At 72.4% G+C, this 26103-nt stretch carries 28 protein-coding genes and 1 riboswitch; of the genes, 13 read left to right on the forward strand and 15 right to left on the reverse strand.

Features of this window, described 5'->3' with window-relative positions; all coding sequences use genetic code 11:
- Window position 1: 1 nt before the first annotated feature.
- Window positions 2-862, reverse strand: a complete 861-nt coding sequence (locus tag ACH4F2_RS23025; RefSeq protein ID WP_398134593.1) for a helix-turn-helix domain-containing protein — start codon at window positions 860-862, stop codon at window positions 2-4.
- A 213-nt stretch (window positions 863-1075) separates the two neighbouring features.
- Between ACH4F2_RS23025 and ACH4F2_RS23030 the strand changes: the two genes are divergently transcribed.
- Window positions 1076-1567, forward strand: coding sequence for an ATP-binding protein (locus tag ACH4F2_RS23030; protein WP_398134594.1), 492 nt, complete (start codon window positions 1076-1078; stop codon window positions 1565-1567).
- A 201-nt stretch (window positions 1568-1768) separates the two neighbouring features.
- Here the strand turns inward: ACH4F2_RS23030 and ACH4F2_RS23035 are convergent, their stop codons facing one another.
- The 3 genes from ACH4F2_RS23035 to ACH4F2_RS23045 form a co-directional block, all read right to left on the reverse strand.
- Window positions 1769-2242 (reverse strand): C40 family peptidase, encoded by a 474-nt coding sequence (locus ACH4F2_RS23035; RefSeq protein ID WP_398134595.1) that lies wholly within the window; start codon window positions 2240-2242, stop codon window positions 1769-1771.
- A 3-nt stretch (window positions 2243-2245) separates the two neighbouring features.
- Window positions 2246-2390: riboswitch (cyclic di-AMP (ydaO/yuaA leader) on the reverse strand.
- A 750-nt stretch (window positions 2391-3140) separates the two neighbouring features.
- On the reverse strand, window positions 3141-3329 hold the full coding sequence (locus ACH4F2_RS23040; protein ID WP_398134661.1) for an ATP-dependent Clp protease proteolytic subunit: 189 nt from the start codon (window positions 3327-3329) through the stop codon (window positions 3141-3143).
- A gap of 169 nt (window positions 3330-3498) precedes the next feature.
- Window positions 3499-4503, reverse strand: coding sequence for an ABC transporter permease (locus ACH4F2_RS23045; RefSeq protein ID WP_398134596.1), 1005 nt, complete (start codon window positions 4501-4503; stop codon window positions 3499-3501).
- Window positions 4504-4607: 104 nt separating this feature from the next.
- On the opposite strand from ACH4F2_RS23045, the gene ACH4F2_RS23050 reads away from it, so the two are divergent.
- The 7 genes from ACH4F2_RS23050 to ACH4F2_RS23080 all read left to right on the forward strand — a co-directional run bounded on the left by ACH4F2_RS23050 (window position 4608) and on the right by ACH4F2_RS23080 (window position 10052).
- Window positions 4608-5261, forward strand: coding sequence for a TetR/AcrR family transcriptional regulator (locus ACH4F2_RS23050; RefSeq protein WP_398134597.1), 654 nt, complete (start codon window positions 4608-4610; stop codon window positions 5259-5261).
- A 165-nt stretch (window positions 5262-5426) separates the two neighbouring features.
- On the forward strand, window positions 5427-5729 hold the full coding sequence (locus ACH4F2_RS23055) for an urease subunit gamma (protein ID WP_398134598.1): 303 nt from the start codon (window positions 5427-5429) through the stop codon (window positions 5727-5729).
- A gap of 14 nt (window positions 5730-5743) precedes the next feature.
- The gene (locus ACH4F2_RS23060; RefSeq protein ID WP_398134599.1) at window positions 5744-6055 is read left to right on the forward strand and encodes an urease subunit beta; all 312 of its coding nucleotides are present in this window, start codon (window positions 5744-5746) and stop codon (window positions 6053-6055) included.
- Window positions 6048-7769 carry an urease subunit alpha gene (locus tag ACH4F2_RS23065; RefSeq protein WP_398134600.1) on the forward strand — a complete coding sequence of 574 codons (1722 nt, stop codon included), beginning with the start codon at window positions 6048-6050 and terminating at the stop codon, window positions 7767-7769. The genes ACH4F2_RS23060 and ACH4F2_RS23065 overlap by 8 nt, the downstream gene beginning before the upstream one ends.
- An 8-nt stretch (window positions 7770-7777) precedes the next feature.
- Window positions 7778-8452 carry an urease accessory protein UreF gene (locus ACH4F2_RS23070; RefSeq protein WP_398134601.1) on the forward strand — a complete coding sequence of 225 codons (675 nt, stop codon included), beginning with the start codon at window positions 7778-7780 and terminating at the stop codon, window positions 8450-8452.
- Window positions 8453-8616: 164 nt separating this feature from the next.
- Window positions 8617-9294 (forward strand): urease accessory protein UreG, encoded by a 678-nt coding sequence (ureG, locus tag ACH4F2_RS23075; RefSeq protein ID WP_398134602.1) that lies wholly within the window; start codon window positions 8617-8619, stop codon window positions 9292-9294.
- A complete protein-coding gene (locus ACH4F2_RS23080; RefSeq protein ID WP_398134603.1) occupies window positions 9282-10052 on the forward strand; it encodes an urease accessory protein UreD in 771 nt (256 codons plus the stop codon). The genes ureG and ACH4F2_RS23080 overlap by 13 nt, the downstream gene beginning before the upstream one ends.
- 53 nt (window positions 10053-10105) lie before the next feature.
- Here the strand turns inward: ACH4F2_RS23080 and ACH4F2_RS23085 are convergent, their stop codons facing one another.
- The 3 genes from ACH4F2_RS23085 to proP all read right to left on the reverse strand — a co-directional run bounded on the left by ACH4F2_RS23085 (window position 10106) and on the right by proP (window position 13587).
- Window positions 10106-11140 carry an NAD-dependent epimerase/dehydratase family protein gene (locus ACH4F2_RS23085; protein ID WP_398134604.1) on the reverse strand — a complete coding sequence of 345 codons (1035 nt, stop codon included), beginning with the start codon at window positions 11138-11140 and terminating at the stop codon, window positions 10106-10108.
- Between the two features lie 68 nt (window positions 11141-11208).
- Complete coding sequence (locus tag ACH4F2_RS23090; protein WP_398134605.1) at window positions 11209-11931, reverse strand: lysophospholipid acyltransferase family protein; 723 nt, start codon at window positions 11929-11931, stop codon at window positions 11209-11211.
- A 141-nt stretch (window positions 11932-12072) separates the two neighbouring features.
- On the reverse strand, window positions 12073-13587 hold the full coding sequence (gene proP, locus ACH4F2_RS23095; RefSeq protein ID WP_398134606.1) for a glycine betaine/L-proline transporter ProP: 1515 nt from the start codon (window positions 13585-13587) through the stop codon (window positions 12073-12075).
- A gap of 128 nt (window positions 13588-13715) precedes the next feature.
- On the opposite strand from proP, the gene ACH4F2_RS23100 reads away from it, so the two are divergent.
- Window positions 13716-14171 (forward strand): RpiB/LacA/LacB family sugar-phosphate isomerase, encoded by a 456-nt coding sequence (locus tag ACH4F2_RS23100; RefSeq protein ID WP_398134607.1) that lies wholly within the window; start codon window positions 13716-13718, stop codon window positions 14169-14171.
- Between the two features lie 10 nt (window positions 14172-14181).
- On the opposite strand, the gene rocD is transcribed toward ACH4F2_RS23100, so the two are convergent.
- The 3 genes from rocD to ACH4F2_RS23115 form a co-directional block, all read right to left on the reverse strand.
- Window positions 14182-15402, reverse strand: coding sequence for an ornithine--oxo-acid transaminase (rocD, locus tag ACH4F2_RS23105; protein WP_398134608.1), 1221 nt, complete (start codon window positions 15400-15402; stop codon window positions 14182-14184).
- Window positions 15399-16238 carry a dimethylargininase gene (gene ddaH, locus ACH4F2_RS23110; RefSeq protein WP_398134609.1) on the reverse strand — a complete coding sequence of 280 codons (840 nt, stop codon included), beginning with the start codon at window positions 16236-16238 and terminating at the stop codon, window positions 15399-15401. Before ddaH ends, rocD begins: the two co-directional genes overlap by 4 nt.
- 126 nt (window positions 16239-16364) lie before the next feature.
- Window positions 16365-16892 (reverse strand): Lrp/AsnC family transcriptional regulator, encoded by a 528-nt coding sequence (locus ACH4F2_RS23115; RefSeq protein WP_398134610.1) that lies wholly within the window; start codon window positions 16890-16892, stop codon window positions 16365-16367.
- Window positions 16893-16969: 77 nt separating this feature from the next.
- Between ACH4F2_RS23115 and ACH4F2_RS23120 the strand changes: the two genes are divergently transcribed.
- From ACH4F2_RS23120 to ACH4F2_RS23135, 4 genes are read left to right on the forward strand one after another with little or no spacing between them, the layout of a single operon-like run.
- The gene (locus ACH4F2_RS23120) at window positions 16970-17728 is read left to right on the forward strand and encodes a LytR/AlgR family response regulator transcription factor (protein ID WP_398134611.1); all 759 of its coding nucleotides are present in this window, start codon (window positions 16970-16972) and stop codon (window positions 17726-17728) included.
- A gap of 2 nt (window positions 17729-17730) precedes the next feature.
- Window positions 17731-18090: a hypothetical protein gene (locus ACH4F2_RS23125; RefSeq protein WP_398134612.1), complete on the forward strand. Its 360-nt coding sequence runs from the start codon at window positions 17731-17733 to the stop codon at window positions 18088-18090.
- A gap of 31 nt (window positions 18091-18121) precedes the next feature.
- On the forward strand, window positions 18122-19867 hold the full coding sequence (locus ACH4F2_RS23130; protein ID WP_398134613.1) for a cation acetate symporter: 1746 nt from the start codon (window positions 18122-18124) through the stop codon (window positions 19865-19867).
- 8 nt (window positions 19868-19875) lie between these two features.
- Entirely contained in the window at window positions 19876-21084 is a 1209-nt protein-coding gene (locus ACH4F2_RS23135) for a sensor histidine kinase (protein ID WP_398134662.1), read from the forward strand.
- 25 nt (window positions 21085-21109) lie between these two features.
- Here the strand turns inward: ACH4F2_RS23135 and ACH4F2_RS23140 are convergent, their stop codons facing one another.
- The 5 genes from ACH4F2_RS23140 to ACH4F2_RS23160 all read right to left on the reverse strand — a co-directional run bounded on the left by ACH4F2_RS23140 (window position 21110) and on the right by ACH4F2_RS23160 (window position 26096).
- A complete protein-coding gene (locus tag ACH4F2_RS23140) occupies window positions 21110-21280 on the reverse strand; it encodes a hypothetical protein (protein ID WP_016325678.1) in 171 nt (56 codons plus the stop codon).
- A 13-nt stretch (window positions 21281-21293) separates the two neighbouring features.
- Window positions 21294-22898 (reverse strand): serine/threonine-protein kinase, encoded by a 1605-nt coding sequence (locus ACH4F2_RS23145; protein ID WP_398134614.1) that lies wholly within the window; start codon window positions 22896-22898, stop codon window positions 21294-21296.
- Between the two features lie 142 nt (window positions 22899-23040).
- Window positions 23041-23991 carry a cytochrome c oxidase assembly protein gene (locus ACH4F2_RS23150; RefSeq protein WP_398134615.1) on the reverse strand — a complete coding sequence of 317 codons (951 nt, stop codon included), beginning with the start codon at window positions 23989-23991 and terminating at the stop codon, window positions 23041-23043.
- A gap of 105 nt (window positions 23992-24096) precedes the next feature.
- Window positions 24097-25122 carry a 6-phosphofructokinase gene (locus tag ACH4F2_RS23155; RefSeq protein ID WP_398134616.1) on the reverse strand — a complete coding sequence of 342 codons (1026 nt, stop codon included), beginning with the start codon at window positions 25120-25122 and terminating at the stop codon, window positions 24097-24099.
- Window positions 25123-25367: 245 nt separating this feature from the next.
- The gene (locus ACH4F2_RS23160) at window positions 25368-26096 is read right to left on the reverse strand and encodes a type 1 glutamine amidotransferase (RefSeq protein ID WP_398134617.1); all 729 of its coding nucleotides are present in this window, start codon (window positions 26094-26096) and stop codon (window positions 25368-25370) included.
- Window positions 26097-26103 lie beyond the last annotated feature (7 nt).

Below are 26103 nucleotides of genomic sequence, written 5' to 3' on the forward strand. Positions count from 1 at the left end.
CTTACGCGCCCGCCGCTGTCGCGGCGATGAAGTCCAACGAGTCCTCGGGCGAAAGGGCATGGGTCAGAAGAGCGTTGAAGGCCTCGGTGTAGGCCTCTAGGTCTTCTTTCCGTTCGAGGTGCAGGCTACTCGTCAAGTGGTCGAGAACAACCACGTCCAGATCAGAAGTGCTCGAAAAAGAAAAGATTACGAAAGGGCCGGTGACGCCGATGTGAGCCCCGGCGGCGAACGGCAGGACCTGGAGCCGGACATGGGGCAGACGCGCGGCATCCACCAGACGCGCCAGCTGACGGGCCATTACCCCGGGTCCGCCCACCTCCCGGCGCAGAACCGACTCGTCCAGGACCGCGCTCAGCTCCAGCGGCGGCCGCGCCCGCAGTACGTCCTGCCGGGCCAGCCGCACCTCCACCAGGGTGTCCAGCCGCTCCTCCGGCAGCCCGTCCACCGCGGCGCGCGTCACCGCGCGGGCGTACTCCGGTGTCTGCAGCAGCCCGGGGACCACGGTGGTCTCCAGCGTGCGCATCGCGCTCGCCTGGGACTCCAGGCTGATGAAGTCGCGGTAGGTCGGCGGCAGCACCCCTCGATAGGCGTGCCACCAGTGGTTCCGGCCGCCCGCGTCGTCGGAGCCGGCCAGTGTCACCAGCAGCTCCCGCAGCTGGTCGTCGTCGACGCCGTATGCGTCCAGCAGCAACCGCACGTCGGCCGGTTTGGCCCCGCTCGTCCCGGTCTCGATCCGGCTGACCTTCGACTGGTGCCAGCCCACCAGCCGGGCCGCCTCGCCGCTGGTGATACCCGCCGACGTCCGCTGGGCGCGCAGTTCCGCGCCCAGCTTTCGGCGGCGCACCACGGGACCGTGCTGCATGGGCCACTCCCCTTACTCCCTATGGGCCGTCCGAATACGCTCTGCCGTCGCAGAGTTCACCGCATCGAGCGACAGATATATGCATATCTTGGTGGATCGCCGTCCTTCACGGGCCGGTGATGGCAGTCTGGCGGCGAAGCACCAGTCCGGGACCGTACTCGAACCATCCGCCCCGTGTCGGGCTGCGGTCCCGTGGGAAGGGACGACGTCGCCATGGCAGACCATCTGGAAGCATCCGTCACTCTGCCGAGCGATCCCGCTTCGGTGGCCGCCGCGCGTACCTATGTGGTCGGCACGCTGGCGGAGTGGGGCCTGCCGGCGGACACCGACGTGTCCGAAACCGTCCGGCTCATCGTCTCCGAGCTGACGACCAACGCGGTTCAGCACACGTTCGGGCAGTCACCCACCTTCACGGTGGACCTCGTGCTCGACCGCGACGCGAGACTGCGCGTCGGCGTCACCGACAGCCATCCGCGGTTTCCCAAGCGTCTGCCCGCCGCCGTCCAGCAGGACAACGGCCGCGGCATGGTGATCATCCGCTGGCTGGCGGCGGAGTGCGGCGGCAAGCTGAGGGTGCGGCCCACGCGCGAGGGCGGCAAGACCGTCTCCATCGAACTGCCCTGGACGCCGCCGGGCAGTCCGGTGCCCCCCGAGCCGGCCACGGCCGTGGGGCGGGCCTCGGGACGGCAGGAGCCCCAGCGGTGAGGCGCCGACTGTACTCGGCGCGCCGCAGAGGCGCACCGCGCGCCGGTCGACGCCGCCGGGACCGCCGGACCAGCGGCCTCGGCCTGTCGAGCGCGGGCAGGAGGGATACGCGTACCGGCACAGCGCGTCGCGGCGGGAACCCACCGGGACGGCCGGCCGGCCGTGGCCCGACTCCCCGCCCTTCAGGGCGAGGAGCGGAAGTCACTTGACCCGGCCGTACCAGACGCTGTTGGTCCAGATCTTCTGCAGACGGACCACATCCCCGGTCTTCGGGGCGTGCCAGACCTTCCCCTTCCCGGCGTAGATGCCGACGTGGTAGACGCTGCTGCCCGAGTGGAAGAAGACCAGGTCGCCGGCCTTGCGTTTCTTGGCGGAGATGTGACGGGTCTTGTTGTACTGCTGAGCCGCGGTGCGCGGCAGCTTCTTGCCGGCCTTCTTGAACGAATACAGGGTCAGCCCGGAGCAGTCGAACCTGCGTGGTCCGACGGCGCCCCATTTGTAGGGTGAACCCTTCTTGGAGGCCGCGATCTTGAGAGCCTTCGTCGCAAGAGCCGCCGCGGCCGCCTCGGAGGCGGCACCGGGGACCACGACAGATCCGCCGATGGCGGCGAGGGTGAGGGCCGAGGCCGTACCGGCACGGGCGATCAGCGACGGGACACGATTGAGCGCAGACATGCGCAACCCTTCGTCAGCCGCCTGTGAAGGATGACCTGTCGGATTCGGGCTGGCGAAGTTGCCCGGCCGCACGAGTGCGGCTTCACCCCAAGGGCTGCTCGGCCCGGCGTCCTCCTCGCGGAGATGACCGTTCCGGCGACCCGTCGTGCTCGGGTCCTCCACTCCTGCCGATCCACTCCTGTCGACCGGTCGTCCGGGCGGCGGCAGGACTCGGCGTCCGCCCGGACCGCCCCGCCGCTGCGGCGAGGGCTTGTCGTCAGTCACGGATCTTGTCTCGCCCAGAGGGAGAATCCCAACGGGACGTGCCCTTTGTGTTGTTACACACCACTCACCCGTTCGGGTGGACGCCTCCGCGTTCGACCCGTCACCGAGTGCGGTGACGACGCTGGGACCAGCGGCGCAGCGGATCATTCCACTGCGTGAGCACGAGGGTTGCGCAACTTCGGCCGGTCGGAAATCGATGGTGTTCCTACGCCGAAAGGGGGTACGCCGTTTGGTCCGTTTCACCCTCTGACGCGTCAACTCCCAAAACGCGGCGGAAGGCCGGCACGTGCCGCCCGCCGTTCACCGCCCAGCACGGGCGGCGCCCGGACCAGGGTGCCGGCGTGCAGTTCCGTCCCGCCCCGCCGATGGATCGGCGCCGGCGTGTCGCGCAGGGCCGTCGCCCTTGCCGGCCAGCGCCTGCGCGGCCCGCAGACCGTGACAGGTGTCGCCGACCCGCGCGGCTGTGAGGCGCCCGAGCAGATCGACGGCGTCCAGGTCACGGCCGGTCATCTCCGCTTCGGTGTGCGTCAGGGCCGGGCGGCGGAGGCGGTTCCCGTGGCAGCATCGGCGGCTCCCCTCGAACGGGAGCGGGGGGAGTGCCCCTTCGGGCGGGCACGATACGACCCACCAGGCCTCACTCCGCAGCCTGTTGGGGGTCGAGGGCCGCTTCGCACTCGAGGTCCGCGGTCATCTGCTCGGAGGTGCGGCCCGTGTGTCGCATGAGGATCTCCGGCGAGCGAACACAGATGCGGACCAACCTGCCGACATGTAGCGCGAGTTCACTGGCCTGCCCCCTCCGCCGGGTCGGCGAGCACGAGCTGATGGATCACCACCCGCGCGCCCGCTCACCCGAGTCCATGGCACCGCCGCCGCCCCCGCGCACGCGAGCGCCACCGTTTCGGCATCGCTGCGGAACACGGGGCCCGAACCCGACGTGGTGGCCGGCCGGGTTCAGGAGGCTGCCGCGAACCCGACGTGGTGGCCGGCCGGGTTCAGGAGGCTGCCGGTGCCGGGGTCCGGTCGGGCGCCGGTGAGGCGCCGTGTGCGCGGTGTCGCAGCGCGCCGCCGAGCAGGACCGCGCCCAGACCCAGCAGGGACCAGCACGTCAGCGTGAGCGCGGGGCCGGTGGCCGCGGCACCGTCGAAGAAGGACACCGAGCGCAGCAGCGAGCCGCCCGCCCCCGGCGGCAGCCACTGGCCGATCGCGCCGGCCGGTCGGGGCAGCATCTGAGGCGCCGAGGACGCGCCGGAGAAGGGGTTGCCCAGCAGCATGATCACGGCCGCGCCCAGCCCGAGACCCGCCCGCCCGAACAGCGCCCCGAGCCCGGCGACGCCCGCGCCGACTGCCAGGGCCGACAGGCCGAGCACACCGGCCACGGCCCACCAGTCACCGGTGACCACCCCGAGCCAGCTGTGCGCGACCGCCGCCGCGACCGCGCCTGTCGACGCGGCGGCGCCGGCCACCGCGACGACCGCCCGCACCCCGCGCAGCCCCAGCAGGGTCACCACGGCGCCGGTCGCGATCCCGGCCAGTGCGAGCGGCAGTACGCTCGCGCCCAGGGCCGCGCCGCGCGGATCCGCCTCGGGGGCGGGTACCACGTCGACGACCTGGACCGGGGTGCCCGTGGCAGCGGCCTGCCCGGTCACCGCCTGCTGGAGCAGCTGGGCGACGGAGGGGCTCGCCGCGGACGCCGTGAGCAGCTTCGCGCCCCGGTCGCCGGCGACCACCGCGCCGTACACGGTCCGGTCCTCGATGGCGTCGCGGGCCGCGGCCTCGTCGGCGTAGCGGTGGATCTCGAAGGCGCCCTCGCGCTGGGTGAGCCGCTGCTCCAGCTGCGCGAGGGCGGTGGGTGGCCCCGCAACGCCGAGCGGCAGATCGCGGGCTGCCGTACGGGCGGCCGGCCAGGCGAAGGCGCACAGTGCCAGCGCCACCAGCACGGGAACCAGGACGACGACGGCGACCACACGGCGGCCGTGGGGAACGAAGGGGCGGGACATGGGTGCTCCTCATGAGAGAAGGATCGTTCGTTTTTGTTTCTGCCTCCACGGTGTGGCGGCTCGGCAGCCTTGTCAAGAAGGAATGTTCGTTTTAGGTTGGGGCCATGGCCCGCGTATCCCAGGAACACCTCGACGCCCGCCGTCGGCAGATCCTCGACGGCGCCGCGCTCTGCTTCGCCCGCAATGGCTTCCACGCCACGTCGATGCAGGACGTGCTGAAGGAGGTGGACCTCTCGGCGGGGGCCGTCTACCGCTACTTCAGCGGCAAGGAGGAGCTGATCGAGGCCATCGTCACCGAGGTACTGGGCGCCATCCGCGACGTGTACGAACGTGCGGCGGGGGAGAGCCCGCCGCCCATGCCCGACGAGCTCATCGCCCGCACCCTGGCGCACATGGCACGGGAGCGGCCGGCGGTGACGGACGGCGGCGAGTGGCTGTTCCCGCGGCTCATGATCCAGGCCTGGTCCGAGACGCTGCGCAACGACGCGCTGTCCGCTCTCCTGGGCGAGGGGTTCGCCGAGGTGACGGCGGCCTGGGCGAAGGTCGTGGTCCGCTACCAGGAAACCGGCATGATGCGCGACGACGTCGACCCGGAGGCCGTGGCCCGGACGCTGATGGCCATGGTGCAGGGCTTCGGGGCCCAGTACGCGCTGTTTGGCAGCTTCTCCCCGCAGGCCCTGCGGGAGGGCGTGCGGGGGCTGCTGAGCATGCGAGGAGCCGCCGACGGCATCGGTAATCAGTCGGTCAAATCCGGGTGACGTGAACGAAACACTCCAGCCCTACTCTGCACCCCGATCCACCTGCGGTTTCTGAACACCGGCGTGTGCGTTCCAGCGCATTCATGTGTGTTACATCTATAGCCGTCGCGGTGGCCGCGGCAGCCGGACCGCTCGGTCCCGGCGTGATGCCCTGTGAGGTGGTAAGTGCAGCTGACCCCGCACGAGCAGGAGAGACTGCTCATTCATGTGGCCGCGGACGTGGCGGAGAAGCGCCGCGCACGAGGTGTGAAGCTCAACCATCCCGAAGTCGTCGCCCTGATCACCTCGCACATCCTGGAAGGCGCCCGGGACGGTCGCACGGTCGGCGAGCTCATGGCCTCCGGACGCAAGCTGATCCAGCGCGACGAGGTCATGGCGGGCATCCCCGAGATGATCCACGACGTGCAGGTCGAGGCCACCTTCCCCGACGGCACCAAGCTGGTCACCGTCCACGATCCGATCATCTGACGGGGACGGCAGACATGATTCCCGGAGAGATTCTCTTCGCCGACGAGCCGGTCGTCTTCAACGAGGGGCGCGAGACCACCCGCCTGACCGTGCTCAACACCGCCGACCGGCCCGTCCAGGTCGGCTCCCACTACCACTTCGCCGAGGCCAACCCCGGCCTCGACTTCGACCGCGACGCGGCCCGCGGCAAGCGGCTGGGCATCGCCGCCGGCACCGCCGTCCGGTTCGAGCCCGGCATCCCGGTCGACGTGGAGCTCGTTCCGCTCGCGGGTGCCCGTGTCGTCGTGGGCCTGCGCGGCGCGACCGGAGGTGCCCTCGATGCCTGAACTGTCCCGTCCCGCCTACGCCGACCTCTTCGGCCCGACCGCCGGTGACCGAATCCGCCTCGCCGACACCGACCTCCTCGTCGAGATCGAGGAGGACCGCTCGGGCGGCCCCGGCCGCTCCGGCGACGAAGCCGTCTTCGGCGGTGGCAAGGTACTGCGCGAGTCCATGGGCCAGTCCCGTGCCGGCCGCGCCGACGGCGCCCCCGACACCGTCATCACCGGCGCCGTGATCATCGACCACTGGGGCGTCGTCAAGGCCGACATCGGCATCCGCGACGGCCGGATCACCGGCATCGGCAAGTCCGGCAACCCGGACACCATGGACGGTGTCCACCCCGACCTCGTCATCGGCCCCGAGACGGAGATCATCGCGGGCAACGGCAAGATCGTCACCGCGGGCGGCATCGACACCCACGTCCACTTCATCGCGCCGGCCGCCGTCGACGAGGCCCTCGCCTCCGGCATCACCACCCTCATCGGCGGCGGCACGGGCCCGGCCGAGGGCAGCAAGGCGACCACCGTCACCCCCGGTTCCTGGCACCTCGCGCGGATGTTCGCCGCCCTGGAGTCCAGCCCCGTCAACATCGGCTTCCTGGGCAAGGGCAGCACCATGTCCAAGGAGTCCATGCGTGACCAACTGCGCGCCGGGATCCTCGGTTTCAAGATCCACGAGGACTGGGGCGCCACCCCCGCCGTCATCTCCGCCTGCCTGGACGTGTGCGAGGAGTCCGGTGTCCAGCTCGCCGTCCACACCGACACCCTGAACGAAGCCGGATTCGTCGGCGACACCTTCGACGCCGTCGCCGGACGCACCCTGCACGCCTTCCACGTCGAGGGCGCCGGCGGCGGCCACGCGCCTGACATGATCACGGCGGTCTCGCTGCCCAACATGCTCCCGGCGTCCACCAACCCGACCCGGCCGCACACCGTCAACACGGTCGAGGAGCACCTCGACATGCTGATGGTCTGCCACCACCTGAACCCCGCCGTCCCCGAGGATCTGGCCTTCGCCGAGTCCCGCATCCGGCCCAGCACCATCGCGGCCGAGGACATCCTGCACGACATGGGGGCGATCTCCATCATGTCGTCGGACGCCCAGGCCATGGGCCGCATCGGAGAGGTGATCCTGCGGACCTGGCAGACCGCGCACGTGATGAAGCGGCGCCGCGGCCTCCTGCCCGGCGACACCCGCGCCGACAACCTGCGCGCCCGTCGATATGTCGCCAAGTACACCATCAACCCCGCCGTCGCCCAGGGCATCGAGCACGAGGTCGGCTCCGTCGAGACCGGAAAGCTCGCCGACCTGGTGCTGTGGGACCCCCGCTTCTTCGGCGTGAAGCCACAGGTCGTGCTGAAGGGCGGCCAGATCGCGTACGCGCAGATGGGCGACGCCAACGCCTCCATCCCCACCCCCCAGCCGGTCCTGCCGCGCCCGATGTTCGGCGCACTCGGCACGGCTCCGGCCGCCAACTCGGTCGGTTTCGTGGCCCAGGCGGCCATCGAGGACGGGCTGCCGGAACGGCTCGGACTCGGGCGTGAGCTGGTCCCGATCCGTTCGACCCGCGGCCGGACCAAGGCCGACATGCGGCAGAACGACGCCCTGCCGCGCGTCGAGGTCGCCGCGGACTCCTTCGCGGTCACCATCGACGGCGAGCTCGTCGAACCCGCCCCCGTCGCCGAACTACCGCTCGCGCAGCGGTACTTCCTGTTCTGAGCGCCGCCATGAGCCGCGCAGCACTGCTCGTCCTCGCGGACGGCCGCTTCCCCGCCGGAGGGCACGCCCACTCCGGCGGGGCGGAGGCCGCCGTCCGGGCGGGACACATCACCGACGCAGCGAGCCTGGAGGAGTTCTGCCGGGGACGGCTGCACACGAGCGGGGCCGTCGCTGCCTGCCTCGCGGCAGCCGCGGCCCTCGGCGTCGACCCCGGAGACCTCGACCTGGCCGCGGACGCCCGCACCCCGTCCCCCGCCCTTCGGGTGGCGGCACGCAGGCTCGGGCGGCAGCTGATGCGGGCCGCCCGGGCGACCTGGCCGCATCCCGAACTCGACGCACTGGCGCAGCGGTTCCCCAAGGGCGCCCACCAGCCGGTCGTGCTCGGGCTGACCGCCCGCGCGGCCGGGCTCGGGCCGCTCGACGCGGCCTACTGCTCCGCCTACGAGGGGGTGAGCGGGCCGGCGACGGCCGTCGTACGGCTGCTCAGCCTCGACCCGTTCGACGCGACCGGCGTACTCGCGCGGCTCGCGCCCGAACTGGACCGGGTGGCCCGGGACGCAGTGGACGCGGGGCGCCGCGCCGTGACAGAGGGGGCCCACCTGCTGCCCGCGCGGTCCGCGCCGTTGCTGGAGATCGGGGCCGAGGCGCACGCCGCCTGGCCTGTGCGGTTGTTCGCCTCGTAGGGGGTTCCGCCCCCGGCGCCCCTTCGCCCGTCCCGACCCCCAGGGGTTCTGCCCCTTCGACCCCGCCAGGGGGCTCCGCCCCCCTGGCCCGCCTCGGCCTTGCCGGCCTCGTCATCAAGCGCCGGACGGGCTGGAAGCACCGACCCGGTTTCAGGAGTTCAGCCATGCACCTCGACCACTCCCACCACGGACCCGCGGCCGTCAGCGCCGATGCCCGGCGGCCCGACGGCAGCCGGCGCGCCCTGCGTATCGGGCTCGGCGGGCCCGTCGGGTCCGGGAAGACCGCCACCGTCGCAGCGCTCTGCCGGGCGCTGCGGGAAGAACTCTCCCTCGCGGTCGTCACCAACGACATCTACACCCGGGAGGACGCCGAATTCCTGCTCCGCGAGGCGGTGCTGCCGCCGGAGCGGATCACCGCCGTGGAGACGGGGGCCTGCCCGCACACCGCGATCCGGGACGACATCTCCGCCAACCTGGAAGCCGTGGAGGACCTGGAGGACGAGGTCGGGCCGCTCGATCTGGTCCTGGTCGAGTCCGGCGGTGACAACCTCACCGCCACCTTCTCCAAGGGGCTGGTCGACGCCCAGATCTTCGTGATCGACGTGGCCGGCGGCGACGACATCCCGCGCAAGGGCGGGCCCGGCGTCACCACCGCCGACCTGCTGATCGTCAACAAGACAGACCTCGCCCCGTACGTCGGCTCCGATCTCGCGCGAATGGCCGCCGACGCGAAGGCGCAGCGCGGTGAACTGCCCGTGGTCCTGCAGTCGCTGCGCGGCGAGGACGGCGTACGGGACGTCGCCGACTGGGTACGGGCCCGGATCGCCGCATGGACGGCATGACCGCGCCGGGTGGTGTGCGCGCGAGGGCGAGCATCGTCGCGCACGGCGACGGACGGGGCGGGACCGCCCTGCCCGTACTGGAGGGCGAGGGGCCGCTCGCGGTGCGGCGGACCCGGGGCGGCGACTTTGAGGCCCGGGTCATGCTGGTCGGCGCGATGAGCGGGCCGCTCGGCGGCGACCACTTCACGGTGGACGCCGAGGCGGCCCGGGGCGCCCGGCTGCGGGTCGGTTCGGCCGCCGCCACCCTCGCCCTGCCGGGGCAGGACAAGACCGGGGCACGCTACGACGTCCGGCTCACCGTGGGCGACGACGCCGAACTGCGCTGGCTGCCCGAGCAGTTGATCTCCGCGCACGGCAGTGAGCTGAACGTCACCACATGTGCCGACCTCGCCGCCACGGGGCGTCTCCTGCTGCGCGAGGAACAGGTACTCGGGCGCTCCGGTGAGGAACCCGGGCGGCTCACCAGCCGTCTGACCGTACGGATCGAGGGCCGGTGCGTGCTCGACCAGGAGCTGGCCTGCGGCCCCGGAGCACCGGGTGGCTGGGACGGCCCGGCCGGGCTGGCGGGCCACCGCGCCGTCGGGCAACTCGTCGTCGTGCGCCCTGAGTTCGCCACCGAGCCGCCGAAGGCCCGCACCCTCGCGGAGGGTGCGGCCCTGATGCCGCTCGCCGGGCCCGCCGCGCTGGTGACGGCCGTCGCGCGCGACGCGTTGCGGGTGCGGAGGCTGCTGGACGAGGCCCTGGACGCGCTGGGCTGAGGGTCCGCCGACCGGAGGGACGGCCGGCCCGGCCGGCCGTCCCCGTACCGTGCTCAGCCCTGCCGCGCCGCCGACCAGGTGTCCTCCGCCGCGTAGTCGAAGAGGTCGCCGTACGCCCGGAACATCTTCGGGTACGCCTCCCGCCAGTCCCGTCCGGCCAGCCGCTCCTCGATGAAGGCGACCGTGGCCGGCAGGGTCTCGGCGTACCGGACCACCGGCCGGTAGCCCAACTGCCGCTCGGCCGCGGTCATGTCGCACACGACCGGCGCGGGCACCGACCACGGCGTGTCGCCCACGCCGTCCGCGGGCGGCGGGCCGTCCACCAGTACGTCCTCGGCCGCCACGCCCATCACCGCGTCGATCGCCGCCGCGATCTCCGCCACCGTCGGCGCGTCCGGATCGACGGCGTTCAGGACGCGCGTACCCGGCCGCGGGGCGGCCAGCCGGACCAGCTCGGCGATGTTGTGCACGCTCGCCGGGTGGAAGCGGCTCGCACCGCCGTAGGCGAGGACGCGCCGGCGCCTGCCGTCGAGGTTGCGCTTGACGAAGTACAGCTCGCGCGGTGTCCGGCAGTACGGTCCGTGGATCGCGCCCGCGCGCAGCAGCGTCACGGGCAGCCGGTCGCCCGCCGCGAGGAGCTCCCGCTCCAGCGCCACCTTGCGGGTGGGGTACGAGGTGTCGCCCGGCCGGACCGTGCGCTGCTCCTCGGAGAGCGGCACCGGGTACTCGGGGAAGCCGTCGGGTTCGGCCTGCGTGTCGAAGTTGCGGCCCTTGTCGTCCTCGTAGACCGACACACTGGAGATCACCACGGCCGAGCCGACCCGCCCTGCGAGCCCGGCCAGTTGCCGCGCGTGCCGGCCCCCGAAGGCCACCATGTCCACCAGGACGTCACAGCCGTCGCCGACCGCCGCCGACAGGTCGGCGTCGTCCTCCCGGTCGGCCCGCACCACCCGCACGTCTTCGGGCCAGTCCCCGTCCCGCTCGCCACCGCGCGAGACGGCCGTCACCTCCCATCCGTCCCGGGCCAGCGCCCCCACGGCCACCCGTCCGATCTGTCCCGTCGCTCCGATCACCACAGCACGTGTCATACGGCGACCGTAGGCGCGGGACCGGCCGCCCGGCCACGTTCTTCTGCCGACGGCAGAAGAACGGATTCCTAGCGGTGCGGCAGCCGGGGGAACCGCGGGCCCTTCGCCGCCTTCGCCGCCTCCTCGGCCTTCACGTCGGCCGCGTACCGGTCGACGTACTCCTGTCCGGACAGGGTCAGGACGGCGTACATGATCTCGTCGGTGACGGCGCGCAGCACGGCCTTCTCCCTCTCCAGGCCGGCGTAGCGGGAGAAGTCCAGGGGTTCGCCGAAGCGGATCACCACGGGGTGCAGCTTCGGGATCTTCCGCCCCGGCGGCTGCGCCTCGAAGGTGCCGATCATCGCGCAGGGCACGACCGGCACCCCGGCCCTGAGCGCCATCACCGCGACGCCGACCTTGCCCTTGTACAGCCGGCCGTCGTGCGAGCGCGTGCCCTCCGGATAGACGCCGAGCAGCTCGTCCTTGCCCAGCACACCGAGCCCCTCGCGGATCGCGGCCTGCCCCGCCTCCTTGCCCGAGCGGTCGACGGGGATCTGCCCGGCGCTGCGGAAGAAGAACGCGGTCAGCCGGCCCTTGAGGCCGGGCCCGGTGAAGTACTCGGCTTTGGCGAGGAAGGTGATGCGGCGTCTGAGCACCGCGGGCATCAGGAAGTGGTCCGAGAACGAGAGGTGGTTGCCCGCGACGATGGCCGCCCCCGACGCCGGAACGTGGTCCAGGCCCTCGATCCGGGGGCGGAAGACGACCCTCAACAGCGGGCCCAGCAGTACGTACTTCAGGACGTAGTAGAACAAGGCGTCGCTCCTCAACCCCGGCGGGACGGCTCGTTCGCCGTTGTTCTCACTGGTCAACCGGCGTCTGCCGGGGGTGCCAGTGTAGGTGCGGGCCGGGCCCGCCCGGAACCGGACGTGCCCGGCCCGCCGGCCGCGGAGCTGTCAGAACTTCGGCGTCGGAGCCAGCGCCTCGACCATCTCCGCCGCCTCCTCGTCGGTCTGCACCGAGGGAGGGGAGCCCTCGAGGGGCTGCTGGGCCGTCTCCTTCATGCAGGCCACCGCCACGACACCGACCAGGGCGGCGGCCATCGCGTAGTAGGCGGGCATCATGTCGGAGCCGGTCACGCTGATCAGGGCGGTGATGACCAGCGGCGTGGTCCCGCCGAACAGGGACGCCGACAGGTTGTAGCCGACCGAGAGGGATCCGTACCGGACGTTGGTCGGGAACATCGCCGGGAGTGCCGCGGACATCGTGCCGAGCAGGCAGACCAGGGAGAGGCCGAGCATCAGCATGCCGGCCGAGACGGCGAGCAGGCTGCCCTCCTGCACCAGCACGAAGGCCGGGGCGGACAGGACGAAGAAGCTGACCATGCCGGTCATGAGGAGGGGCTTGCGGCCGAAGCGGTCGGACAGGCGGCCGACCTGGTTGATGATCAGCATCAGCAGCACCATGGTCGCCACCAGGATCATCAGACCGTGGCTCTCGCTGTAGTGCAGCTCGTCCGACAGATACGTCGGCATGTACGACAGCAGCATGTAGTCGGTGATGTTGTACGCGCCGACGAGCGCGATGCACAGGACCAGCTGGCGCCAGTGCGTGCGGAAGATCTTGGCCAGGTCGCCCCGTGCGGTGGTCTCCACCGCGGTCGCCGCCTCCGAGATGTGGACGTTGGCGTCCTCCAGCTTCAGGAACGCGGGCGTGTCGTCCAGCTTCAGCCGCAGATAGATACCGACGATGCCGAGCGGCGCCGCGACGAGGAAGGGGATGCGCCAGCCCCAGGCGTCCATGGTGTCGCTGCCGAGCCCCGCCGTGAGGGCGGTGACCAGACTCGCGGCACCGGTGTACCCGGCCAGCGTTCCCAGCTCCAGGAAGCTGCCGAAGAAGCCGCGCCGCTTGTCGGGCGCGTACTCGGCGATGAAGGTGGACGCACCGCCGTACTCGCCGCCGGTCGAGAAGCCCTGGAGCAGGCGGAACACGATCAGCAGGAGGGGGGCCCAGAAGCCGATCGAGTCGTAGCTGGGGATGAGCCCGATGGCGGCGGTGCCGATCGCCATGAGGATCATCGTCAGCGCCAGGACCTTCTTGCGGCCGATCTTGTCACCCATCGGGCCGAAGAAGGCGCCGCCGAGCGGGCGCACCAGGAACGCCACGGCGAACGTGGCGAACGAGGACAGCAACTGCGCGGTGTCGCTCCCGGACGGGAAGAACACGCGGCCGATGGTGCCGGCCAGATAGGCGTAGATGCCGAAGTCGAACCACTCCATGGCATTGCCGAGGGAGGCCGCCTTCACGGCTCGCTTGACCGCGGCCTCGTCCGTGACAGTGATGTCCGACCGGCGGAGCCTCGGGTTCTGCCGGCGTCTGATGGCCCGGAAGAGCGTCGGGTGGCGGCGGATCGCCGCGGTGTCGGATTCCTGGCCGTTGTCGGTGGGGGACGTGGCGGCCTCCCTTTCCACGCGCAGACGCTCCAGCGGAGTGCTGCTCGGTCGTACGTTTCTCAGGTCGTCCCGTTCCCCCGATCATCGTGGGTATGGTCGTGACGTCGGTCATGTGGTTGAGCCGATGAGGTGAGTACGCTTGCCCCATGCGGATCTCCGTCTCCTCCGACATGGACGAACCCGTGGCCCGCCTCCTCGTCGAGGAGCTGCGCGGACGCGGCCACGAGGTGCTGGCGCACGGCGCCCTGCGCCCCGGAGCGGACCCGCGATGGGCGGTGTGCTCGGAGCGCGCCGCGCGCGAGGTCGCCGACGGCACGGCCGACCAGGCCGTGGTCTGCTGCTGGACCGGCACGGGCGCGTCGATCGCCGCGAACAAGGTGCCGGGCGTGCGGGCCGCCCTGTGCACCGACGCGTACACGGCGGACGGGGCCCGCCGCTGGAACGACGCCAACGTGCTCGCGATCGGCCTGCGGCTGACGTCGGCGCCGCTGCTGCGGGAGATCCTCGACGCCTGGTTCGCGGGCGGGGCCGGTGAGGACGCCGGGGACCGGGACAACGTGGCGCACGTGGAGCGGCTCGACCGGGGCCGAGCCGCTTCGTAGGCGGGCGTCCTCAGGACGTCAGGACCTTCTCCAGCGTCCGGAGCGCCCCCTCCAGCTCCTCACCGGTGACGGTCAGCGGCGGCGCCAGGCGGATCGTGGAGCCGTGCGTGTCCTTGACGAGGACGCCTTCGCGCATCAGGCGTTCACCGACCTCGCGGCCGGTGCCGAGGGCCGGGTCGACGTCGACGCCCGCCCACAGCCCGCGCGCGCGGAAACCGACGACGCCCCTGCCGACCAGGGCGGTCAGGCCCTCGCGGAGGACCACGCCGAGCTCGGTCGCCCGGCGCTGGAAGCCGCCCGTCTCCAGCAGCTCCACCACCGCCGTGCCGACCGCGGCCGCCAGCGGGTTGCCGCCGAACGTCGAACCGTGCTCGCCCGGACGCAGCACACCGAGCACCTCCCGGCTGCCGACCACCGCCGACACCGGGACGATGCCGCCGCCCAGCGCCTTCCCGAGCAGCACCACGTCCGGCACGACCGACTCGTGCTCGACGGCCAGGGTGTGCCCCGTGCGGCCGAGACCCGACTGGATCTCGTCCGCGATGAACAGGCATCCGGCCCGGCGGGTCAGCTCCCGTACACCCGCCAGATAGCCGTCGTCCGGGATGTTGACCCCCGCCTCGCCCTGGATCGGCTCGATCAGCACGGCCGCCGTCGTCTCGTCGACCGCCGCCTCCATGGCCGCCAGGTCGTTGTACGGGACGACCCGGAAGCCGGGGGTGAAGGGACCGAAGCCCCTGCGGGCCGTCTCGTCCGTGGAGAAGCTCACGATCGTCGTCGTACGGCCGTGGAAGTTGTCCGCCGCGACCACGATCGTCGCCCGGTCGGCCGGGACGCCCTTCACCTCGTAGGCCCACTTGCGGGCCACCTTGATGCCGCTCTCCACCGCCTCGGCGCCGGTGTTCATCGGCAGCACCATGTCCGTGCCGGTCAGCGCGGCCAGCCGCTCGGCGAAGCCCGCGAGCCGGTCGTTGTGGAAGGCGCGCGAGGTGAGCGTGAGCCGGTCCAGCTGGCGGTGCGCGGCCTCGGTCAGCGCCGGGTGGCGGTGGCCGAAGTTGAGCGCCGAGTAGCCGGCCAGCATGTCCAGGTAGCGGCGGCCCTCCACGTCCTCGACCCAGGCGCCCTCGGCGCGGGCCACGACGACGGGCAGCGGGTGGTAGTTGTGCGCGAGGACGGGTTCCTCCGCGCGGATGAGTTCCTCGGAGCCTCGGGTGCGGGCGGGTGCGGTCATGAGCGGATCTCCCGGATCTCCTGGGTGCAGCATTTGATGCCGCCACCGGCCTTGTGGAACTCGGACAGGTCGACGGGGACGGGGACGTAGCCGAGGCCGGCGAGCCGGCCGGCGAGTCCCCGGGCCCCGGGCGAGATGAACACGTGCCGTCCGTCGGAGACGGAGTTGAGCCCGAACGCCATGGCGTCCTCGCGGGTGGCGATCACCGCGTCCGGGTAGAGCCGCCCGAGCACCTCACGGCTGCCGGCCGAGAAGGCCCCGGGGTAGTAGGCGATGTTCCCGTCGGACCCGTCGGACCCGTCGTCGAGCACGAACAGTGCCGTGTCCAGATGGTAGAAGTACGGGTCGACGAGCGTCAGCGAGATCACCGGCACGCCGAAGAACTCCTGCGCCTCGCGGTGCGCCTCACGGGAGGTACGGAACCCGGTGCCGGCCAGGATCCAGCGGCCGGCCGGGACCAGGTCGCCCTCGCCCTCGCAGACCGCCTCGGGGTGCTGGACCTCGAAGCCCTCCGTCTTGAACCACGCCTCGTAGGGCACGGACTCGGGACGTCGCTCGGGCGCGTGGAAGAGGGAGCCGAGGACCCGGCCCTCGACGACGACCGCGCAGTTCGCGGCGAAGACCATGTCGGGCAGGCCCGGGACCGGCCCGACGGTGTCGACGGTGTGGCCGTGGGCCCGGTAGGCGTCGACCAGTGCCTGCCACTGGTCCACGGCGCGGATGACGTCGACGGGCCGGCCGGTGCTCATCCACGGGTTGATCGCGTACTGCACGGCGAAGTGTCTGGGTTCGCAGAGCAGGAAGCGCCGCCGGCGCGGTACACGGGATTCGGACACAGAGGGGTTCCTCCGCTTCCTGACAGGGCGTGACTGAGGGATGACACCAAGGTAGGAAGTGAAGGAGACGGACGACAAGCGACAAGAGCTGCGTGTCCACGCAGGAACGCTGCGTCCTGGGCCGGGTCAGCGCACGTCTGCTGCGCCTCCGGCAGCTCCCCGGTCCGGCCCTGCGGGCGCCGGATGGCTCGCGCCCGCCTCCGGACTGTCCGCGATCAGATGCGACAGCACCATCACACTGATCGTCTTGCGGATGAACGGCTCGGCCCGGATCCGCTCCAGCACCTCCTCGAAGTGCTCCACGTCCCGCGCCCGCACGTGCAGCAGCGCGTCCGCGCCACCGGTCACCGTCATCGCCGCCGTGATCTCCGGATAGCCGCGCGCGACCTCCGCCAGCCGCCTGGGCGGCGCCGCCCCCTCGCAGTACACCTCCACGTACGCCTCGGTGCGCCAGCCCAGGGCGGAGGGCCGCACCGTCGCCGTGAACCCGGTGATCACGCCGGTCTCGCGCAGCCGGTCCACCCGGCGCTTGACCGCCGTCGAGGACAGCCCGACCTCCGCGCCGATCTCGGCGAAGGACGTCCTGGCGTTCGCCATCAGGGCGGTGACGATCTTCCGGTCGAGTTCGTCGAACGGGGCGGGCCTGCTGCTCATGGGGGCACTGTATCCAGCGGATACGTCCACCTCGGGGGCGTGTGCAGGCGTACGGATTGCTCCTACACTCCACCTTCATGCTGCGCGCCCTTGCTGTCGACGACGAACGCCCCACACTCGAGGAACTCGTGTACCTGCTGAACGCCGATCCCCGCATCGGCACGGCGGAGGGAGCGGGCGACGCGACCGAGGCGCTGCGCCGTATCAACCGTGCCCTGGAGTCGGGCCCCGACGGTCCGGACGCCATCGACGTCGTCTTCCTCGACATCCAGATGCCCGGCCTGGACGGACTCGACCTCGCCCGGCTGCTGAGCGGGTTCGCCCGGCCGCCGCTGGTCGTCTTCGTCACCGCGCACGAGGACTTCGCCGTCCAGGCCTTCGACCTCAAGGCGGTCGACTACGTCCTCAAACCCGTCCGCAGGGAACGGCTCGCCGAGGCGGTCCGCCGCGCCGTCGAACGGCGGGGCACCGCGACCCCCGCCCCGCGCGTCCCCGTGCACGAACCCGACCCCGACCACATCACCGTCGAACTCGGCGGCGTCACCCGCTTCGTTCCCGTCGACGACATCACCCACGTCGAGGCCCAGGGCGACTACGCCCGCCTGCACACCGACAGGGGCAGCCACCTCGTCCGCATCCCCCTGTCCACCCTGGAGGAGCGCTGGCGCGCCCGCGGGTTCGTCCGCATCCACCGCCGCCACCTCGTCGCCCTGCGCCACATCGGCGAACTCCGCCTGGACGCCGGCACCGTCAGCGTCCTGGTCGGCAGCGAGGAACTCCAGGTCAGCCGGCGCCACGCCCGGGAACTGCGGGACCTGCTCATGCGGAGGCCGTGACCATGCCCCAGGACCCCACCGAACGCCGCGTCACCGTCACCGGCCCGCCCAGGCGCACCGGCAGGGCCCCCGGCTACTACCGCCCGCGCACCGAGATCGACGAGCAGACCACCCTCGGGCACACCTACGTCCGCTCCCTCATGCGCAGCCAGCTGCGCGCCGGCCTCGCCGCGTTCGCGGTCCTGGGACTCCTGGTCGCGCCGCTGCCGCTGCTGTTCGCGGCGATGCCCGACGCCCACCACCTGGAGTGGACCCTCCTCGGCTTCGGCCTGTACGCCCCGCTCGTCCTCCTCGCCCGCTGGTACGTGCGCCGTGCCGAGCGCAACGAACGCGACTTCGTGCGCCTCGTCGAGGACCGGTGACCTTGCGGACGACCCTGTGTGACGAGGCACGATGAACTCCAGCTACGCCATACCCGCCGTCGCTCTGGTCGTCGTGGCCACCGTCCTCGTCGGCGCCTTCGGTCTGCGCATCTCGCGCACCACCTCCGACTTCTACGTCGCCTCCCGCACCGTCGGGCCCCGCCTCAACGCCGCCGCCATCAGCGGCGAGTACCTCTCCGCCGCGTCCTTCCTCGGTATCGCCGGCCTGGTCCTCGTCCAGGGCCCGGACATGCTCTGGTACCCGGTCGGCTACACCGCCGGCTACCTGGTCCTGCTCCTCTTCGTCGCCGCCCCGCTGCGGCGCTCCGGCGCGTACACGCTGCCCGACTTCGCCGAGGCCCGGCTCGCCTCCCAGGCGGTACGGCGGCTCGCGGGGGCCTTCGTCGTCGGCGTCGGCTGGCTGTACCTGCTGCCCCAGCTGCAGGGCGCCGGGCTGACCCTGGCCGTGCTGGGCGGGGCGCCCGACTGGCTCGGCGGAGTGATCGTCGCCGTGGTCGTCACCGCCATCGTCGCCGCCGGCGGCATGCGCAGCATCACCTTCGTCCAGGCCTTCCAGTACTGGCTGAAGCTCACCGCCCTGCTCGTCCCCGCCCTCTTCCTGGTGCTGGCCTGGCAGGGGGACGGCGCCCCCGGCCGCCCCTTCGAGGAGCCGGCCACCTTCCGCGAGCAGCGCTCCGTCCAGGTCGATGACAGCCTCACCCTCAAGCTCGACCGGCCCCTGACCGTCACCGTCGACGGCACCGTGGACGGCCGCGCCCACGAAGGCACCCGGCTGGGCCTTGCCACCGGCACCCACCGCATCGAGGCCGGCACCCGCCTCACCTTCGCCAAGGACACCCCCGTCCCGGCCGCCGGGCGCGGCGCCGACGACGCCCTGTCGCCCTCCCGGGCCGAGAGCCGCACGGAGCGTCCGCTGTACGCCACCTACGGCCTGATCCTCGCCACCTTCCTGGGCACCATGGGCCTGCCGCACGTCGTGGTCCGCTTCTACACCAGCCCGCACGGCGTCGCCGCCCGCCGCACCACCGTCGCGGTTCTCGGTCTCATCGGCGCCTTCTACCTGCTGCCGCCCGTCTACGGCGCCCTCGGCCGCATGTACGCCCCCGAGCTGACCCTCACCGGCGACGCGGACGCCGCCGTCCTGCTGCTGCCGGACCGGGTGATCGGAGGAGTGGGCGGCGACCTGCTCGGGGCGCTGGTCGCGGGGGGTGCGTTCGCGGCGTTCCTGTCGACCGCGTCGGGGCTGACCATGGCCGTCGCGGGCGTTCTCACCCAGGACGTGCTGCCGTCCCGCGGCGTACCGCACTTCCGGCTCGGTACTCTCCTCGCCATGGCCGTGCCACTGGGGGCGAGCGCGCTGGTCGGCGGGCTGCCGGTCGCCGACGCCGTCGGCCTGGCCTTCGCCGTGTCCGCGTCGTCCTTCTGCCCCCTGCTCGTCCTCGGCATCTGGTGGCGGCGGCTGACCCCGCCCGGCGCGGCGGCCGGGATGCTGGTGGGCGGCGGCTCCGCCCTGCTCGCCGTCGCCGCCACCATGGGCGGCTTCCCGGGCGACGGCGGTGCGCTGCACGCACTGCTGGCCTGGCCCGCGCTCTGGTCGGTGCCGCTCGCCTTCCTCACCATGGTGCTGGTCTCGCTGGCCACACCGGGCCGCGTACCGGCCGGGACGGCGGCGATCCTGGCCCGCTTCCACCTGCCGGAAGAGCTGCGCTCGGACGAACTGCGCTCGGACGAACTGCCCAAGGAGGTGACCCCGTGAGCGGCTCCGTGAGCGGTTTCCTGGCGGGCCTGGTCGTCGCCGTGCTCCCGCTGCTGGCCGCGGGCTTCTGGCTGGGGCGGCGCACGGCCCGCCCGCAGAACGACCTCGGCGGGCTGGGCACCCCGGTCGAGCACGCCACGTTCCAGACCCTGCACACCGCCTCCCTGGCCACGCCCCCGCTGCGGGCGGGCCTGACGGAGGAGACGGCGGGCAAGTCGGCCCGCAAGCTGCGCTCCCTGCTCGGCACGGACGCGCTGTGTCTGACCGACCTCAAGGAGGTCCTGGTCTGGGACGGTGTGGGCGCCCACCACCGCACCGAGATCATGGAGCGTCTCGCGGGGCCGCTGGAGACCGGCCGCGGCGAGGCCTTCCCGCTCGGCTGCGACACTCCCGACTGCGTGGTGCGCTGGGCGGTCGTCGCTCCGCTCACCGTCGACGACCGGGTGCACGGCGCCCTCGTCGCCTGTGCGCCCCGCGAGTCCGCCGTCCTGGTCCGGGCGGCCGGTGAGGTCGCCCGCTGGGTCTCCGTCCAGCTGGAGCTGGCCGACCTCGACCAGTCCCGCACCCGGCTCATCGAGGCCGAGATCAAGGCGCTCAGGGCCCAGATATCCCCGCACTTCATCTTCAACTCGCTCGCGGTGATCGCGTCATTCGTGCGCACCGACCCCGAGCGTGCCCGCGAGCTGCTCCTGGAGTTCGCCGACTTCACCCGCTACTCGTTCCGCCGGCACGGCGACTTCACCACCCTCGCCGACGAGCTGCACGCCATCGACCACTACCTGGCGCTGGTGCGGGCCCGCTTCGGTGACCGCCTCGCCGTCACCCTCCAGGTCGCCCCCGAGGTGCTGCCGGTCGCCCTGCCCTTCCTGTGCCTCCAGCCGCTGGTCGAGAACGCCGTCAAGCACGGCCTGGAGGGCAAGGCGGACCGCTGCCGCATCCAGATCACCGCCCAGGACGCGGGCGCCGAGGCCCTGGTCGTCATCGAGGACGACGGCGCCGGCATGGACCCCGGCCTGCTGCGCCGCATCCTGGCGCGCGAGGTCAGCCCGTCGGGCGGCATCGGGCTGTCCAACGTCGACGACCGCCTCCGCCAGGTCTACGGAGACGACCACGGCCTCGTCATCGAGACGGCCGTCGGCGCGGGCATGAAGATCACCGTCCGGCTGCCCAAGTACCAGCCGGGCGTGCACTCGGCGGGCCGGCTCGGCCGCGAGTGAACTCCGGTTCGCCCCGGTGTGGGGCTCAGGCGCTGCGCGTGGCGACCAGCCCCAGCGTGATCAGACCCAGCACGACCCAGCCGAACCACAGCCAGCCGTTGCTCCCGAGCGCCACCGTGTAGGCCGTGACCGCGACCAGGCCCCCGATGGTGAGCGCCCCCATCGTCTTCGTCGAACTGTCCGTGGAACCGGGCATCGCAACACCCTCCTCATGGTCCGTTCCCCTCCATGGTGCCCCCGTTCTGCCTCCGTACGGTGCAGACGACGAGATGTGAGCCGGTTTTCCACGCGCCGGCGGCCGTCCGGGCCCCGGCCTCGTACAGGGAGGGGTCGAATCCGTAGTCGCGCGGCGGTACGTGACGCGCACACGCCGTGTCCGCAGCCGCGGGTGCCTCGGCGAGCGTCACACCGGCGGCCAGCCGGGTGAAACCGAGCACCTGCGCGTCGTACCGGCCCGCGCAGGAAACCAGCCGGACCTCCCGCGCCGAGCGCACGTCCAGGCAGTCCCGGCGCTGCATCGTCGCGGTGTCGGCGAACACCGAACCGGGCTCACGATGCCGGCCGAGCGGCCCGTACACCGGCCCGTGCGCGCCCAGCACCAGGCACACCGTGCGCCTGAGGGCGGTCTCGAAACCGCCGCCGGCCGGCACGACCGCCACACTGCGCACGCCGGCCAGCCGGGCCCGGACCTCCCGCGTCCGCTCCTCGCATCGCGCCGGCCCCAGCTCGCGCGCCTCCTCGGCGGAGGCGGCCGGCACGAACGCCATCACCTGGCCGTCGGGTGCCCCGCCCCGGCAGGTGGGGTCCACGGTGAGGCGCGGCGTCCCCGCGAACCGGGTGCCGCCCGGCCAGCGGGCGCGCACGCAGTCCCCGTCCTCCAGCGGCGTCACCAGCCCCACGGCGTCGCCGTACGGCGCTCCGTTCCCGTCGGCCGCCCGGTCGGCCAGGGCGTACCAGACGCCGCCCAGGGCGAGGACCAGGCCGAGCCCGCCGGCCAGGGCGGCACGCAGGGCCCGCAGACGCGGACGCCGGTGCCCGCCGGGGGCGGCGGTGGGGCGCCGGCCGGCGGAGGCGGTGGGGCCGGGCACGGTCGGGTGGGCCGCGGACCAGGGCGGTTGCGATTCCGGGTCGGTCCGCGGCCGGACGTACGTCTCGGTCTGCGGCGTGACGATCCACGCCAGTTCCGCCTCCGCCTCGGCCACCGTGCCGCGACGCGCCCGGTCCCCGGCGAGGAGCCGCTCCAGCAGGGGCCCGAGCGCACCGGCCCGTACGGGCGGAACGAGCACCTCCCGGTCGGGGGGCTCGCGCCCTTCGACGGCGTAGTGGAGCGTGCGGCCCAGGGCGAGGAGACCGTCACCGTCCCCGGACCGGGCGACGCCGTGCTCCAGGAGCAGGATCCTGCCGTACGGCGCGCCACCGCGGTCCGGGGCCAGCAGGATGTCGGCCGGCTCCACCCGCCGGTGCGGCACACTTCGCTCGGGCCCGGCGGCCGGCGCGGCGAGCACCGCGAGCCCGATCCGGGCGCAGTCGGCCGGGGCCAGCGGACCGCGCCGGGCCACCAGCTCCCCGAGGTCGACGGCGCCCGCCACGTACTCCATGACGATCCACGGCACGCCCTCGTGCTCAGCCACGTCGTGAACGGTCACCACGTGCGGATGGCCGGGCGGCCGTGGCGGGTTCCGGAAATCGGCGCGGGCGGCCTTCAGTGCGACCTCGCGGCTCAGCAGCTGGTCGTGGGCGAGCCACACCCGGCGCGGCCCGCCGTCGCCGAGCGGGCGCAGCAGCAGATACCGGCCGGCGACGACCCGGCCCACTCCCGGCCCCTGTGACTCCGGCCCCTGTGATCCCGGGCCCTGTGATCCCGGCCCCTGTGACTCCGAGAACGCGTGGTGCGCCATACCGCTCCCCCCGGGCGGTTCCCCCGACGCGCCACATGCTACTGAACGGAGCCGCCGTTCAGCCGCCGCGTGTGTTCAGTGAGGCCAGATAGGCGTTGTATGCCTCAAGTTCCTTGTCGCCGTCGCGGTCGGCGGCCCGGTCGCTGCGCCGGGCCTGCCGCTCCTCCGAGGCGTACCACTGGAACAGCAGCGCCAGCAGTACCAGCACGGACGGGACCTCGCTGAAGGCCCAGGCGATGCCGCCGGCCGCGTTCTGGTCGGAGAGCGCGTCGATGCCGAGCGACGCGGGCGGGTTCTCGAACGTCTCGACCATGGGCCCGGACGCCATCATCAGCGCGATGCCGAAGAACGCGTGGAACGGCATGCCCGCGAACAGCTCCAGCATCCGCATCACGTAGCCCGGCCGGTGCGGGCCCGGGTCCACGCCCATGATCGGCCAGAAGAACACCAGCCCGACGGCGAGGAAGTGCACCATCATCCCGATGTGCCCGACCTGGGAGCCCATCAGGAAATCGAAGAGGGGCGTGAAGTACAGCGCGTACAGGCTCGCGATGAACAACGGGATCGTGAACGCGGGATGCGTGATGATCCGCAGGTAGCGGCTGTGCAGCAGCATCAGCAGCACCTCGCGGGGGCCCTTGCGGCCGCGGCCCGCCGTGGGCAGCGCGCGCAGCGTCAGGGTGATCGGCGCGCCGAGCAGCAGCAGGATCGGCGACACCATGCTGATGATCATGTGCTGCACCATGTGCACGCTGAACATGACCATGCCGTAGTCGTTGAGCTTGGTGCACATCATCAGCCCGACGCTCAGCACGCCGGCCACGAAGGACACGGTCCGGCCCACCGGCCACTTGTCGCCGCGCCGGGTCAGCCGGAGGACGCCCCAGCCGTACAGCGCCAGGCCCAGGAGGCAGGCGATCAGGAAGAAGGGGTCCGCCGACCACGCGAGACCTCGCCCCAGCGTGAACGGCGGCAGATCCATCGTCATGCCGTGCCCGCTGTGATCCATCCGCCGGCTCCTGTTTCGTGGGGGTTGAGCGCTGTCTGTCCGCACCAGAGTAGAACCGCCCCCGGTCGCGGCTGCGACCGGGGGCGGCTTGTCGTCGGGTACGCCTCAGAGAACGCACTCCGCCTCGTCGTAGCGCTCCACCGGCACCGTCTTCAGCGTCTTCACGGCCTCGGCCAGCGACACCATCGTGATGTCGGTTCCGCGCAGGGCCGTCATCATCCCGAACTCCCCGCGGTGCACGGCCTCCACCGCGTGCCAGCCGAACCGGGTGGCCAGCACCCGGTCGTACGCCGTCGGCGTGCCGCCGCGCTGGACGTGTCCGAGTATCACCGGCCGGGCCTCCTTGCCGAGGCGCTCCTCCAGCTCGATCGAGAGCTGACGGGCGATCCCGGCGAAGCGCTCGTGGCCGTAGACGTCCTTGCCGCCCTCGTCGAAGTCCATGGTGCCGGCCTTCGGCTTGGCGCCCTCCGCGGCCACCACGATCGCGAACCGCTTGCCCGCCGAGAAGCGCTCGCCGACCTTGGCGGTCAGCTCGTCGATGTCGAAGGGCCGCTCCGGGACGACGACGGCGTGGGCGCCGGCCGCCATGCCCGAGTGCAGCGCGATCCAGCCGGTGTGACGGCCCATGACCTCGACGATCAGCACCCGCTGGTGCGACTCGGCGGTGGTCTTCAGCCGGTCCAGGGCCTCGGTGGCGACGGTGACGGCCGTGTCGAAGCCGAACGTGACGTCCGTGACAGCGATGTCGTTGTCGATGGTCTTCGGCACGCCCACGATCGGCAGGCCGTTGTCGGACAGCAGCCGGGCCGCCTTCAGCGTGCCCTCACCACCGATCGGGATGATCGCGTCCAGACCGAGTTCCTCGACGTGCCCCCGAGCGCGCTCGACGCCGTCCCGCAGATGCTCGGGACGGACCCGGGAGGAGCCGAGGATGGTGCCGCCGCGGGCCAGGATGCCACCGACCGCGTCGAGGTCGAGCTTGAGGTAGTCGCACTCCAGGAGGCCCTTCCAGCCGTCCCGGAAGCCGATGACCTCGTCGCCGTGGTCGACGACGGCGCGGTGCACGACGGACCGTATGACGGCGTTCAGGCCGGGGCAGTCACCGCCGGACGTGAGGACACCAATGCGCATAGCCCGGAATACCTTCTCAAGTGGCACGGGGGCCGGACCGCGCTGTCCGGCTCGATTCCCGCCACCCTAGCGGCATCGGGGGGCGGGACCGAACCACGCGTCCGCCTACTGGACGTGCCCGCTCACCTGTGCGGATGAGTCATCAGACGGGCCGGTCCCGCGGAGCGCGGGCAGGCGACGGCGTGCCGCCGTGTCCGTGCGGGCTGCTGCGCCGCGAGGTCTGCGCGGGCTGCTGCGCCGCGTGTCTACGCGGGCTGCTGCGCCGCCGCGATGCGCTCGTTGCGGAGCGCCTCGTACCAGCGGTCGTCGGTCGGCGGCAGTGCGTTCACGTCGAGGGCCAGCTTCAGCAGCAGGTCCGCGATCAGCGGGTTGCGCGCCAGCACCGGGCCGTGCATGTACGTGCCGAAGACCGTGTCGTTGTACGCGCCCTCCGTGCCGTCGCCCGTGCCGTTGCCGTTGCCGAAGCGGACCTGGGCGAACGGGCGGGCGCCGGGGCCGATGTGGGTGACGCCCTGGTGGTTCTCGAAGCCGGTCAGCGGCGGCAGACCCAGGCGCGGGTCGATGTCGCCGAGGACGTCACCGACGCACCGGGCGCCCTCCCCGCGGGTGGAGACCACGTCGAGCAGGCCGAGGCCCGGTTCGCGCTGGCCCAGGTCGTTGATGAACTCCTGGCCGAGGATCTGGTAGCCGGCGCAGACGGAGAAGACGATCGCGCCGTTCTCCACCGCCCGGTACAGGCCGCCGTCCCGGCGCAGCCGCTCGGCCGCGAGCCGCTGCGGCCGGTCCTCACCGCCGCCGATCAGGTAGATGTCGCCGGAGGTCGGGATCGGCTGGTCGCTGCGCACGTCGAGCCGGGCCACGTCGAGGCCGCGCTGGCGGGCCCGGCGTTCCACGACGAGGGCGTTGCCCTGGTCGCCGTACGTGCTGAGGAGGTCCGGGTAGATCCAGACGATCCGCAGTTGGTTGTCGCTCACGAGAGTC

Origin of the sequence: Streptomyces sp. NPDC017890 (assembly GCF_044328675.1) — a bacterium.
Lineage (GTDB): Bacteria > Actinomycetota > Actinomycetes > Streptomycetales > Streptomycetaceae > Streptomyces.